At 68.1% G+C, this 13,260-nt stretch carries 8 protein-coding genes; 4 read left to right on the top strand and 4 right to left on the bottom strand.

Annotation, left to right across the window (positions count from 1 at the left end; genetic code table 11):
* The first annotated feature begins 100 nt into the window (after window positions 1-100).
* Entirely contained in the window at window positions 101-2,044 is a 1,944-nt protein-coding gene (locus RAH40_RS10450) for a PAS domain-containing sensor histidine kinase (RefSeq protein WP_306602056.1), read from the top strand.
* An 89-nt stretch (window positions 2,045-2,133) separates the two neighbouring features.
* Here RAH40_RS10450 and RAH40_RS10445 read toward each other — a convergent pair whose 3' ends face one another.
* Window positions 2,134-2,943 (bottom strand): bifunctional 2-polyprenyl-6-hydroxyphenol methylase/3-demethylubiquinol 3-O-methyltransferase UbiG, encoded by an 810-nt coding sequence (locus tag RAH40_RS10445; protein ID WP_306602054.1) that lies wholly within the window; start codon window positions 2,941-2,943, stop codon window positions 2,134-2,136.
* Window positions 2,944-3,524: 581 nt separating this feature from the next.
* On the opposite strand from RAH40_RS10445, the gene RAH40_RS10440 reads away from it, so the two are divergent.
* From RAH40_RS10440 to RAH40_RS10430, 3 genes are all read left to right on the top strand, one after another.
* The gene (locus RAH40_RS10440; protein ID WP_306602053.1) at window positions 3,525-4,103 is read left to right on the top strand and encodes a hypothetical protein; all 579 of its coding nucleotides are present in this window, start codon (window positions 3,525-3,527) and stop codon (window positions 4,101-4,103) included.
* Between the two features lie 283 nt (window positions 4,104-4,386).
* A complete protein-coding gene (locus RAH40_RS10435; RefSeq protein ID WP_306602052.1) occupies window positions 4,387-7,437 on the top strand; it encodes a hypothetical protein in 3,051 nt (1,016 codons plus the stop codon).
* Between the two features lie 88 nt (window positions 7,438-7,525).
* Window positions 7,526-8,176: a pentapeptide repeat-containing protein gene (locus RAH40_RS10430; protein WP_306602051.1), complete on the top strand. Its 651-nt coding sequence runs from the start codon at window positions 7,526-7,528 to the stop codon at window positions 8,174-8,176.
* Window positions 8,177-8,202: 26 nt separating this feature from the next.
* Here the strand turns inward: RAH40_RS10430 and RAH40_RS10425 are convergent, their stop codons facing one another.
* The 3 genes from RAH40_RS10425 to RAH40_RS10415 form a co-directional block, all read right to left on the bottom strand.
* On the bottom strand, window positions 8,203-8,622 hold the full coding sequence (locus RAH40_RS10425; protein ID WP_306602050.1) for a hypothetical protein: 420 nt from the start codon (window positions 8,620-8,622) through the stop codon (window positions 8,203-8,205).
* Between the two features lie 72 nt (window positions 8,623-8,694).
* Complete coding sequence (locus RAH40_RS10420; protein WP_306602049.1) at window positions 8,695-10,107, bottom strand: efflux transporter outer membrane subunit; 1,413 nt, start codon at window positions 10,105-10,107, stop codon at window positions 8,695-8,697.
* Window positions 10,107-13,259, bottom strand: coding sequence for an efflux RND transporter permease subunit (locus RAH40_RS10415; RefSeq protein WP_306602048.1), 3,153 nt, complete (start codon window positions 13,257-13,259; stop codon window positions 10,107-10,109). The genes RAH40_RS10420 and RAH40_RS10415 overlap by 1 nt, the downstream gene beginning before the upstream one ends.
* Between the last annotated feature and the right edge of the window lies 1 nt (window position 13,260).

Here is a 13,260-nt window from a genome sequence, read left to right as displayed (position 1 = left end):
TCCTACGCTGATAATTTAATAAATCAGCGATAGAATTCGTATTGATATTTATGATGTTGAGACCTTGTTTCATTATCCGTCCGGCCGATGCTTAAACATTATGGGCCGACTTTCACTCACCTACCGATCCGAGGGATCCAACGCCCACGCCAAGCGGGCCATGCAGCGGTGGGGCCTGGCTGGTGACGGGCAGGTCTTCTTCTCCCTCAACCCGCAGGGGGCCCTGGACTGCGTGGCCACGGCCGGGGAGTCCTGCTGGGGGTGGAAGCCGGTCGAGATCCACGGGAAGTCGATCCTGGACCTGATCTCCCCGATGGATCAGAGGGTCATCCTTCAGGCGCTGGACGAGGTCCGGAGCGGCAAGGAAGCTCCGCGCCGGGAAGTTCACTTCATGGACAAGAACGGGGTTGCCGTCTCCCAGGTCTGCCGGTTCGCCCAGGAGCAGGGGGATGGCGTGGTGCTCGGCTATGCCCGGGATTCGGCCTCCCGGGAGGAGATTGACGCCCGCACGGCCTCGGCCATGAAGGAACTGCGGGATTTCAAGCGGGCGCTGGACCAGCACGCCATCGTGGCGGTCACCGATGCCCGGGGCCGGATCACCTACGTCAACGACTACTTCTGCGAAATTTCCAAGTTCCCGCGAAGCGAACTGCTCGGCCAGGACCACCGGATCATCAACAGCGGCCACCACCCCAAGGCCTTTTTCCGGGACCTGTGGACCACGATCAAGGCCGGCAATGTCTGGAAGGGCGAGGTCAAGAACAAGGCGAAGGATGGGACCTTCTATTGGGTGGATACCACCATCGTCCCGCTCATGGACGAGGCCGGCCACATCGAACAGTTCGTCGCCATCCGCGCCGACATCACGGCCCGGAAGATCGCCGAGGAGGCCCAGCGGCAGACCCAGAAGCTGGAGAGCCTCGGGGTCCTGGCGGGAGGGATCGCCCACGATTTCAACAACCTCCTGACCAGCATCCTTGGGAACTGCAACCTCGCCACCCTCTCCCTGCCCCCCGGGAGCCCCACCCAGGCCTTCCTGGCCCAGATCGAGCAGGGTTCCCTCCGGGCCGCGGATCTCACCAGGCAGATGCTTGCCTACGCCGGAAAGGGGAAGACGGTCATCGCCCCGGTGGACATGAACAGGCTGGTGACGGAGATGAGCCAGCTCCTGTCCCTCTCCATCTCGAAAAAGGCCGTCATCCACTGCGATCTGGCCCCCCAGGTGCCGGAAATCACCGCCGACCCGACCCAGATGCAGCAGGTGGTCATGAACCTGGTCACCAATGCCTCGGAAGCGATGGAACAGGGCGGCGTGGTGATGATCCGCACCGGGGATCGCGTCCTGGACGCTCCGGACATCTCCACCCTCGCGCCCATCAGCCCCATCAAGCCGGGCCGCTACGTGACGCTCGAAGTCACGGACACCGGCTGCGGCATGTCCGCGGAAACCATCCGCAACATTTTCGATCCGTTCTTCACCACCAAGTTCACGGGAAGAGGCCTGGGGCTGTCCGCCCTGCTGGGGATCCTCACCAGCCATGGAGGCTCGATCAAGGTCTACAGCGAGCCGGGGCATGGCACCTGCATGCGGGTGTTCCTCCCTGCCGCTGATTCCACGGAACCGGCCCCGGTGACGGAGGTCCACCTGGACACCCAGCCCCTCCTGGGCACCATGCTGGTGGTCGATGATGACCTTTCGGCCCGGAATGTCGCCAAGGCCCTCGCGGTCCGGCTCGGTTTCAAGGTGATCGAGGCGGTGGATGGTCTCGATGCCGTCAATGTCTTCAGACTCCACAAGGCCGAGATAACCCTCGTTCTCATGGATCTCACCATGCCCAACATGGACGGACGCGAAGCCTTCCAGCAGATCCGGGAGATCTCCCCGGCGGTCCCCGTCATCCTTTCCTCCGGCTACAACGAGAAGGAGGCCGTGGGTGAACTGCCAAGCGACAGCCTCGCGGGATTTCTGCCCAAACCTTACCAGCACACACAGTTCGAGGCCGTGATCCGGCACTCGCTGGAACCGGTCGATCCTCTGTTTTAATCCCATCCTTTTCGGGCCGCTCGGCATCCCGCGGTATTCCCGATGCCTGCGGCCCCTGTCGGATGAGCCGGCGCCGTGGAAACGCCGGGTCAATCCCGGGGGAACCCCGTGCACGCGGGTCGATGGGATTTCAACCTGCAGACCAGCACCGGGGCCAGATCGGGCATGTTCTCCCATTCGAGGAACCTGTCGCTGGCCGTCCGGAAGCCGGGCTCCTCCAGCCCATCCAGGATGAACCCGCACCGGAATGCGGTGGACAGGAGGGTTTCCAGGGACCGGTGGAAATGGAGCCCCGGCTCCGGCTGGCCCCGGATCCCCTCCGCCCGGAAGGCCGTGGCGTTCCGGTAATGGGTGACCTTCAGGCCAGCGGCCCGTTGGCTGCGGCCGTCAACCAGGCGTTCCTCGACGAACATCTCCGTTCCGGACCCGGAAAAGCACGGATGCAGGATGGAGAAGACAAGGAAGCCTCCCGGCTCCAGGAGGCCCGGCAGCTCCTCGAACAGCGGATCGATGCGGGCCAGGTCCATGAGCGCCATGGTGGCCACGGCGCCCTGGAAGCGGCCTGCGCCCAGGGTCGCAAGCTGGCCCCGGTCGGTGACATCCAGAAGCCGGAAGTCGATCGGCGCCTCCGGTGCGGTGCGCCTCCGGGCCCGGTCGAGAAAGCCCTCGCAGAAATCGATCCCGGTCACCTGGGCGCCCTCGGCTGCCATCAGCCGGGCCATGCGCCCCGCTCCACACGCGATGTCCAGGATCCGCATTCCCGGCCCGGGCGCCGCCAGGCGCAGGGTCGCAGGTTCGATCAATTGGCACTGGAAGGCATTGCCGTCGCCGATCCGGTCGTCCCACCACGGTGCATTCCGCTCCCAGCTGGAATGGGCTTCTCCCGCCGGATCCTCCATCGGCACCTCCATGGCTGAGCCTCGCTAGCGGTTGGATGAGGCTTGAGGGATGCCGGTTCCCTTGAACCGTAGCCGACCATCAACGTACCGGGTGACCCATCGGCCATGACGCACGGTCGTTCCGGGACCGGGGGAATAATCAAACAGGACCCGGGCGGCGCCCTCCGCCACGCCTGGGGCGCGCCGCATGCCACGGGCTTCCAGGCACCGGCTGATGGTTTCGGCATGGGCCCTGGCCTCGGCCGTGGCCGGCCGCACTCCCCGGCAGCCCAGGAGGCTGCACAGGGCCCATGCCGCTCCTGGCCATTGCATGCGTGCCATCCAATTCTCCATGCAGATTCCTGAGCCCAGGAACACCCCGTCCCCCGGGGACGAGGCTCGACAAGGGGTGTCTCCCAGGGGCAATACGTTCCTTGGCCAGGCGGTGGAAACCTGCCCAATCCTGCCGGTCCCGATGTCATGGCCTGGAACCAGTGCCGGGAAATCCGCACCCGTTTCAATGTGCGAACCGGACAGGCGCCTTGCGGCCGAGGGGCACCGAGGGCCATTTCCAACCACCCGCATTCCTAAGGAGTCACCGAATGTTCAAAGCAGCCCTCATCCTTGCGGCCCTCGCGGGCGACACCCAGCAGCTCGTTGAAGCTGGAGCGGCTCGACCGGCCGGCCTCGGCGTTCCGGCTTGCGCGATCAACCCGTTCCCCGAGGCCGGTGCGGTCCAGGAGGTGGTCATCTGCGCGCCCGGGGACCAGGAAGTCCTGGCCATCGCCGACGAAGGCGCGTCCCTGGCGAGAAGCTACTACTACTTCGACGCGGAAGTGACCGGTGCGTCCCCGGCGGATTGCCGGTTCGAGGTTCGTGAAGGCGGTTCCGTGCTGGGTCCAGGGGAAGGAGGGACGTTCCGCGGCCTTGCCGGGGCGCGGCCTGGCCATCTCGTGGCCCTCTACTATCCGCCCTTTTCCAGCCCCGCCACGAAGCCGCGCCCCCTGACCGTGAGGGCGGTGTGCGACAGTGACCCGGACAGGTTCGACGAGCGGGGTTTCATCCTCGTGCGGAAGCCCTCCGGGCTTGAAGAACGGGTGGCCCGTGGGGCGGAACTCCAAAGGGAGCGCCCCACGGCCGCCACCTACCGGTTTCCGGACGAGGAATCGCGGGAACGCTGAGCCTTCATGCGCCCGGCTCCGACGGGCGCACGGAAAGGGCCGGGGGGCTCAGGCCAGGGGCCATGAGCCTGACAAGAGGCGATGCATCCAAGGAATATCCGCCTCCTTCGGGGGCGGCTGGGGCAGAATGGAACCATCCCATTCAACGTGAATCCCCCTGGAGCATCCCATGCACCCTGGCCGATGGTTGTTGCCGACCCCCATCCTCCTATGCCTTGCCTGCGGAGGCGGTGGGGGATCCTCGTCGCCCACGCCCGCGCCGGTGCCGGTGGCCAGCCCGTCCATGCTGCCGCCCTCCGTGGACCCCGCCTCCGGTTCGCTCACCATCCAGTGGCTCGCGCCCTCGGGGAGCATCGACGGCTTCGATCTGGAAGCCCGGTATGGCACCGAGGCCTATCAGAAGCTCAACACGAACCTGCTTCCGGCCGGCACGCTCACCTTTGCCCTCACCCTTCCGGCGTCCGTGGCCGAGACCACGGACTGCACGTTCCGGACCAAGGCCCGCCGGGGCACCGAGTCGAGCCCCTATTCCAACGAAGTCTCGTACCACAAGCCGCTTCTTGCCGCTGGGCAGCCGACTGCAACGTACGACTGGGCCCAGGCCGGGACAGTCCTCTCCTGGTCCAGCCCGTCCACCCAGGCGAACGGCTTCATCGTGAAGCGGGCCGAGTGCACCAATGGGGGCAGCGTCCTGGGCGACTGGGTCACCCTCACGACGGTTGCCGGCACCTCGACGACCTGGCTGGACGCATCCGCCCACCTCGGCACCTTCTATCTCTACCGGATCACCAACGTCAAGGGGGCGGAGGCAAGCGCGGAGAGCCTGCCGTCGGCGGTGGTCTCCACCCAGGTGCCTTCGCCCACCCAGCTGGTGGCGGTCTTCGATGCGGCCCACGGCGGGGTGAACCTCACCTGGGGCAGTTCCTTCACCTACGGGGACGGCTTGCTGCTCGAGCGCGCCGCCGCCGATGCCAGCGGCAACGCAGCAAGCGGCTGGACGGCCCTGGCTACCCCTGCCGCGGGCGCCGCTGCCTTCCTGGACACCCAGGTGCAGGAAGCCCAGAACTACCTCTACCGGATCAGCAATGTCCGCGGTTCGGTGGACAGCCCGCCCCTGACCATCGGTGCCTGCGTCACCGTGCCTCCGGGCACGCCCTCGGGCCTTACGGCCGTCCTCAACCTGAACACGGGCGTGCCTTCGCTCACCTGGGCTTCCAATTCCTCGCGGGCCACGGCCGTGCGGGTGGAACGCGCGGAAGCGGCCGCCTCGGGCCTGCCGTCCGCGCCCTGGGTCAGCCTCCCGGTCCCAGCCGGGGCCATCACCTCCTTCACCGATCAAGGCGCGCTGGAGTTCACGCGGTACGTCTACCGGGTCACCAACGGCTTTGGCGCCACCTGGGGCGCGGCCAGCGCCCTCTCGCCCAGCGTTGTCACCCCGCTGGCCGCGCCGACCCAGGTCGTGTCCACCTACGATGCGGCCTCCAACACGATCAAGGTTGCGTGGGTGTCCAACACCACGAAGGCGGATCGCGTGCAGGTGGAAAGGGTGAAGGCGGACGCCGATGGGCTGCCTGCCGGCATCTGGAGCTCCCTGACCACTTACGGGCCCACCACCGGCTACACGGACAGCAACACCAGCGAGCTGACCTCGTACCTCTACCGCGTCACCAACCTGGCTGCGGGCGTGCCCAGCGCGGCTTCCGCCCCTTCGGCTCCCACCCGGACGCCGCTGGCCCCCCCCAGCTATCTGTACGCCTCTGCGTACAGTGACGGGACCATCCACCTGAACTGGTCGACCTCCTCCGCGAGCGGCTGCGCCTACCTCCTGGCCCGGGCCGAAGCGGATGCCGCGGGGGCCCCCACCAGCGGGTGGTCCTCGCTGGCGGTGCCCGCCGGCAACCCGTACGGGCTCGTGGACGCCTCGGCCGCGGAGGGGAAGACCTACCTGTACCGCCTGGCCCTTTCCCTCAATGGCTACACGACCCCGTACCGCCAGCTCTCGCAGCCGGTCCAGGTGGCCCTGCTGGCTCCGGTCCAGGTCCAGGCGACTCCCAAGGCCGCCGGCATCGACCTGGCCTGGGTGAACCGCAGCACCGCGGCCACACAGGTCGTCGTCCGCCGCTCCGACACCCAATCCACCCTGGACGTGGCCAGCCTCCCGCCCGGCGCCAGCACCTATTCGGACGCCAATCTGCCCCTGGGCACCTACTCCTATACGGTGGTGGCGAAGGCGGGAACAGGGGAGAGCGCGAGCAGCGCGGTGCAGGCCACCACCCTGAATCCCGCGGGTTCCCTCGCGCTCTCCGCCACCTCCCTCTCGGTGCTCAACGCCGACGATGCGGCCCTGATGCCAACGGGCGCCTGGGCGTTCGCGGGGGGGAACCCCTTCGGAATGCTGGCGAACCCTGGCGACCCCTGGGCCGCCTACTACCCCGACACCACCTCCCAGGTGTCCGCCTCACTGGTCCAGACCGACGACTCGGGCCACCCGCATTCGGTCTACCTGATCCGGAGCACCACCGTGCCCACCCGGGGTGTCGTCCGCCACCTCTGGCACGATGGGACGGCTTGGCAGACTGAGGACCTGTGGGAGGGGGTCATTCCCGTTACGTACGGGGTGCGGAGCTTCTGTTACACGCTCGATCAGGCCGGCCGGCCCCAGGTGCTCCTGAACACCAGCAGCTACTCCTACCCCACCGTGGGTGACATCCGGCACCTCCATTACACCGGAAGCGCCTGGGCCTGCGACTCCCTGGCGAGCGCGGCCAACGCCTCCCTGACGATTTCGGCCTACAGTCTGAGCCTTGACGCCGCCGACCAGCCCCACCTCCTGTTCCTCATCGGTTCCGACGCCGTGGAACTCCTGCCCAGCAGCCCGGGGACTTGGACCTCCGCGACCCTCTCCACCGAGGCCCTCGGCGCCAGTTCGCAGGCCCTGGCCCAAGGCGTATGGGCGGACGCGGACAACGGATGGCTTTTCTACACGACGTCCCCTTCCGGGTCCTACACCAAGGCCACCCTGAAGGTCCGGCAGAAGGTCGCCGGCGTCTGGCAGACGCCCCAGACGCTCGCCCCCGACGCTGCGGTCTACGCGCCGGATTCCAGGGTCAGGATCTGCACCACGCCTTCGCGGTCCAGAGTCCTGGCCGCCATGGCCACCTACTCGGGACTCAAGGTCTACCACCAGGCCCTGGGCGCGTGGCACGAGACCCTCGTCGCCACGCCGGCCGTTTCCATCTCCTGGTTCCGCACCGGCCTGGACACTTCGAGCCGCCTCCACGTGCTGGTCCCGGCCTCCGGGGGCACCGTCACCTACGCGGATTACCACGAGTAGCCCGCCTCGCCCTGATCGGCCCGCGGGCCCCTCTTCAGGCAGCAGAGCCCGGAAGCCGTTACCGCCAGCGTGCAAGAATAGGTGCCAGATGCAACGACGGCCTTCCTCCCCCAGCCCTTCCGGCTCCCGCCCTTTCCAGACCGTCCCCTTCATGGGCGAGGCCATGCTGGCCTCCGAGGCGACGGTGGAGGGGGTGGCGATGGAGGGCCTGGATTTCAGCGGGCAGGCCGCGACCCTGGCAACCTTCACCCGGAGCAGGCTCACCCGGGTCAACCTGGCCGGCTCCCGGCTGTCCAGGCTGGACCTCACGGAGGTGCGCCTGGAGTCCTGCGACCTGGCCAACGCCGCCTGGCTCAAGGCCCATCTGGGAAGGACCCGGCTGGAGGGGTGCCGGATGGTGGGCCTGGACCTTTCGGGCTCCCTGATTCGCAATACCGTGTTCGAGAACTGCAACGGGTCCTTCGCGCACTTCCGCGGAGCGATCCTGAAGTCCGTGCGGTTCCAGGGCTGCAACCTGAGCGGGTGCTCCTTCCAGGAGGCGGATCTGCGGGGGGCCGTGTTCCAGGACTGCGAGCTGGGGGAGGCCCAGATGTCCTTCGCCCGGCTTGAAGGGACGGATTTCCGGGGGTCGGGGATCACCGGGCTCCGGGTCCGGATCGAGGACCTGAAGGGCGCGATCGTCGAGCCGGCCCAGGCGGCCTACCTCGCAGGGCTGATGGGGCTCAAGGTGATCCATTAGGATGGCCGCCTCGCAACGAGCACGGCCTATGCGGTGGAATCGGACGATTCCCGGCTGCCCTGTTCCAGATAGTCGACCAGGCGACCCCCCTTCACAAGGGTCCGCCGGAGGGCGCCGAACCACCGGACATCATCAGCCTCCCGCTTCATGGAGGCCAGGAGGAACGCCACCGCGCAGAGCAGGGCGGCGATTCCCAGCAGCGCGACGGCTTCGAACCCGTCGCCCAGGGCCTCGGCCACGTCGGGGAACAGGTGCTCCGCGGCGGCCCAGCAGGCCAGGAGGACGAGACCCGCCAGGGAGGCCCAGGCGGCGCGGTCCTGGAAGGGCCGGACGTCCTTCCGGTAGGCCAGGTCCTGGACCTTGGAGACGGACGCGAGGTAGGCCTCCCGGCTCAGGGTCCCGGCGTCGCAGGCCTTCTCCAGGCGCTCCAGTTCGGCCATGACCACGTTTGTGTTTCCTTTCCGTTGGAGGCGATGGAGGTTCACGTTGAACTCCGTTGGAATGGGGGACTGAAGGAGCTACTTCCCGTCCTTCCCGGGCCGCCCGCCCCCCAGGACCTTGTAGAGGGTCACGAGGTTCCCGGCCCGGGCCCGGCGAAGGGCGATGAGGCCCTGCTGGGCCCCGTAGAGGGAGCGCTGGGCGTCCAGGACGCCCAGGTAGCCGTCGGCGCCGGCTTCGAACCGCATCGTGGCCAGCTGGAAGGTGCGTTCCAGGGCCCGGGTGAGGGCCTCCTGGGCGGCCAGCTGCTCACCGAGGGTGCCCCGCTGGACCAGGGTGTCGGCCACTTCCCGGAACGCCACCTGGATGGCCTTCTCGTACTGCGCCAGGCTGATGTCGCGGTCGGCCTTGGCCACGTCCAGGCCCGCCAGGGTGGCGCCCGTGTTGAAGAGCGGCAGGACGATCTGGGGGGTGAAGGACCAGGTCTCCGACCCCGTCTTGAACAGGCCGGAGAGCTCGCTGCCCATGGTGCCGAAGCCGGTGGTGAGGGAGATGCGCGGGAAGAAGGCGGCGCGGGCGGCGCCGATGTTGGCGTTGCTGGCCTTGAGCTGGGCCTCGGCCATGAGGATGTCCGGCCGGCGCATCAGGGCCTCCGAGGGGAGCCCGGGCGTGAAGTCCTGCAGGGGGGCCAGCCCGTCCAGCCCCTGGGGAAGCCAGTCGGCGGGGACCGGCGCGCCCGCCAGGAGGGTCAGGGCGTTCTCGTCCAGGGCCACCATGCGGGTGGTGGCGGCCACGTCCGCGCGGGCGGTCTCCATCCCCACCTCCGCGCGCCGCGCGTCGAGCTCGGAGGAGACCCCGGCCTCGAAGCGGCGCCGGATGAGCTTGTGGGTGGCCTCCTGGCTGGCGAGGGTCTCCTTGGCGAGCCGGAGTCCGTCCCGGTCGGCGGCCAGGGTCAGGTATGCGTTGGCCACCTCGGCGAGGAGGGAGATCCGGGCGCCGGCCTGGGCCTGTTCGGTGGCGAGGTACTGTTCCAGGGCCCGGTTCTTGAGGCTCCGGACCCGGCCGAAGAGGTCCAGTTCCCAGGCGGTGACGCCGATGGTGGCGGAGTCCTGTTCGGCGACCATGGCCTGGCCGGTGGAGGACACGCTGGCCGGGATGCGCTGCCGGCTGCCCACCGCGGCGGCGTTGATGGAGGGCAGCAGCTCCGCCCGCTGGATGCGGTAGGCGGCGCGAACCTTCTCCGTGTTCAGGGCGGCCACGCGGAGGTCGCGGTTGTTGGCGAGGGCGAGGTCGAGGACCTTCCTCAGCCGCGCATCCACGTAGAAGTCCTGCCAGGCCACGTCGGGGACCGCCTTGCCGGCCGCCGTCGCCTGGGAGGCGGCCGGCCACTGGCCGGGGGTGGGGCGGGGCGGCGTGGCGTACCGGGGCGCCATGGACATGCAGCCGCCCATGACCGCGAGCATGAGGAGGGAAAGGCCTTGGGTCGGTTTCATCAGTGAGCCTCTCCGGTGGACCCGTCATCCGGGCGCTTCTTGGTGAAGAATTGGCTGACCAGGATGAAGGCCAGGGGGATGTAGAACACGGCGATGACGGTGGAGGTGATCATGCCGCCGATGACGCCGGTGCCGATGGCGTTCTGGGCGGCTGCGCCGGCCCCCCGGGTGATGGCCATGGGCAGCACGCCGAAGGTGAAGGCCAGGCTGGTCATGAGGATGGGCCTGAGCCGCAGGCGCGAGGCTTCCACCGCCGCCTCCAGGAGGCCCACCCCCTGGGCCATCTGCTCCTGGGCGAACTGCACGATGAGGATGGCGTTCTTGGCGGCCAGGCCCAGGGTGGTCAGCAGGCCGATCTGGAAGTAGACGTCGCTGGAGAGCCCCCGCGACCAGGTGGCCAGGACGGCGCCCATGACGCCCAGGGGCAGGATCAGCAGGATCGAGAAGGGGATCGTCCAGCTCTCGTAGAGCGCCGCCAGGCACAGGAAGATGACCAGCACCGACACGGCGTACAGGGCCGGCGCCTGGGAACCCGCCTGGCGCTCCTGGAAGGAGAGGCCGGTCCATTCGAACCCGATGCCCGGAGGCAGCTGGGTGGCGAGGCTCTCCATGGCCAGCATGGCGTCCCCGGTGCTCCTGCCCCTGGCGGGCTCGCCCAGGACTTCGATGGAGGGGAAGCCGTTGTAGCGCTGGAGGTTGGGCGAGCCGTACGACCACTTGCCCGTGGAGAAGGCGGAGAAGGGCACCATGCTGCCACTGCGGCTGGGGACGTAGAGCTTGTTCAGGTCCTCCAGCTGCATGCGGAACGGGGCGTCGGCCTGCATGTAGACGCGCTTGACCCGGCCGCGGTTGATGAAGTCGTTCACGTAGGAGCCGCCCCAGGCGCTGGCGAGGGTGTCGCTGATGGCGGGCAGGGGAACGCCCAGCGCCCCCGCGTGGTCCTGGTTGACGCTGACGTTGTATTCCGGCTGGTCGTCCAGGCCGTTGGGGCGCACGGCCTTGAGGGCCGGGTCCTTGGCCGCCAGGCCCAGCAGCTGGTTCCGGGCCGCCATGAGCTTATCGTGGCCCACGCCGCCGCGGTCCTGCAGCTGGAAATCGAAGCCGGTGGCGTTGCCCAGCTCCAGGATGGCCGGGGGCGCGAAGGCGAAGACCATGGCGTCCCGGCGGGGGCCGAAGGCCCGCATGGCCCGGCTCACCACCGCCTCGGCCTTGAGGTCCGGGCGGTTGCGCAGGTGCCAGTCCTTGAGCTTGACGAAGGCCATGCCGTTGTTCTGGCCCCGGCCCGCCACGCTGTAGCCGGCCACGGTCATGCAGGAGGCCACGGCGTCCTTCTGGTCCACCTGGAAGTGCTCCTGGACCTCCTTCATGATCTTCTGGGTCTGTTCCATGGTGGAGCCCGCGGGGAGCTGGATCATGGTCATCAGGATGCCCTGGTCCTCCTCGGGCAGGAACGCGGTGGGCAGGCGCATGAAGAGCAGGCCGGTGCCGATCACGATCAGGCCGTAGACGAGGACGTAGCGCATGCGCTTGGCCAGCACCCGCCCCAGCTGCGCGACGAAGAAGTCGTTCAGCCGGTAGTAGGCCTTGTCGAACCAGAGGAAGAAGGGACGCGTGACCTTCCAGCCGGTCTCGGCGGCCTCGTGGCCCTTGGGCACGGGCTTGAGGAAGCTCACGCAGAGCGAGGGCGTGAGCACCAGGGCCACCACCACCGACAGCAGCATGGCCGTGATCAGCGTGAAGGAGAACTGCCGGAAGATGATGCCCGTGGAACCGCCGAAGAAGGCCATGGGGCCGAACACCGCCGAGAGCACCAGCCCGATGCCCACCAGGGCGCCGGTGATCTGGCCCATGGACTTCCGGGTGGCCTCCAGGGGCGACAGGCCCTCCTCGTGCATGATGCGCTCGACGTTCTCCACCACCACGATGGCGTCGTCCACCAGGAGGCCGATGGCCAGCACCATGGCGAACATGGTGAGCATGTTGATGGACATGCCCGCGTACTGGAGCACCGCGAAGGTGCCCAGGAGCACCACGGGGACGGCGATGGTGGGGATCAGGGTGGCGCGGAAGTTCCCGAGGAAGAGCAGCATGACCAGGAAGACCAGGACCACGGCCTCGATGAGCGTCTTCACCACCTCGTTGATGGCCACGGACACGAAGGGCGTGGTCTCGTACGGGTACTCGGCCCGGACGCCTTCGGGGAAGTAGGCGGCCAGGGTGTCCATCTTGGCCTTGATGAGCTTGGAGGTGTCCAGGGCGTTGGCGCCCGAGGCCAGGCGGATCAGCATGCCCGCCGCGGGCTGGCCGTTGAGCCGCGTGTCGCTCTCGTAGGACTCGGTGCCCAGCTCCGTGCGGGCCACGTCCCGCAGCCGGATGGTGGAGCCGTCCGCGTTGATGCGCAGGGGGATGGCGCCGAACTGCTCGGGTGTCTGCAGGAGCTCCTGCACGTTCACGGTGACGTTGAGCCGCTGGCCCTTCAGGGCCGGGAGGCCTCCGGCCTGGCCCGCCGAGATCTGGGCGTTGTAGCCCTTCACGGCCTGGCGCACGTCGTCGGGGGTGATCCGGTAGCCAACCATGCGGTCGGGGTTGAGCCAGATGCGCATGGCGTACTGGGTGCCGAAGGAGGTCACCTCGCCCACGCCCTCCACGCGGCTGAGCACGTTCTCGATGTTCGAGGCCATGTAGTCCCGCAGGTCATCGGCGTTCATGGCGCCGTTGGAGGACGTGATGGAGACGATCATGAAGATGTTCTTGGTGGACTTGGACACCGTGATGCCCATCTGCTGGACGACCTGGGGCATGAGGGGCTTGGCCAGCTCGAGCTTGTTCTGGACCTTGGCCCAGGCGGCGTCGGGGTCCGTGCCGGGCTGGAAGGTCAGCGTCACGCTGCCGTGGCCCGCGGAGTCGCTGCTGGCCGACATGTAGAGCAGCCGGTCCAGGCCCGTCATCTTCTGCTCGATGATCTGGGTGACGGTGTTCTCCACGGTCTTTGCGGAGGCGCCGGGATAGAAGGCGTCCACGGAGATGGCGGGGGGCGCGACGGGGGGGTACTGGGACACCGGCAGGGTCTTGATGGCCAGGAGGCCCGCCAGCATCATGACGATGGCAACGACCCAGGCGAAGATGGGCCGGTCGATGAAGAAATTGACCATG

The organism is Geothrix sp. 21YS21S-2, from assembly GCF_030846775.1.
GTDB lineage: Bacteria > Acidobacteriota > Holophagae > Holophagales > Holophagaceae > Mesoterricola.
Note: the sequence above shows the minus strand (reverse complement) of the source record. Positions and strands in the feature narration are given on the sequence as shown.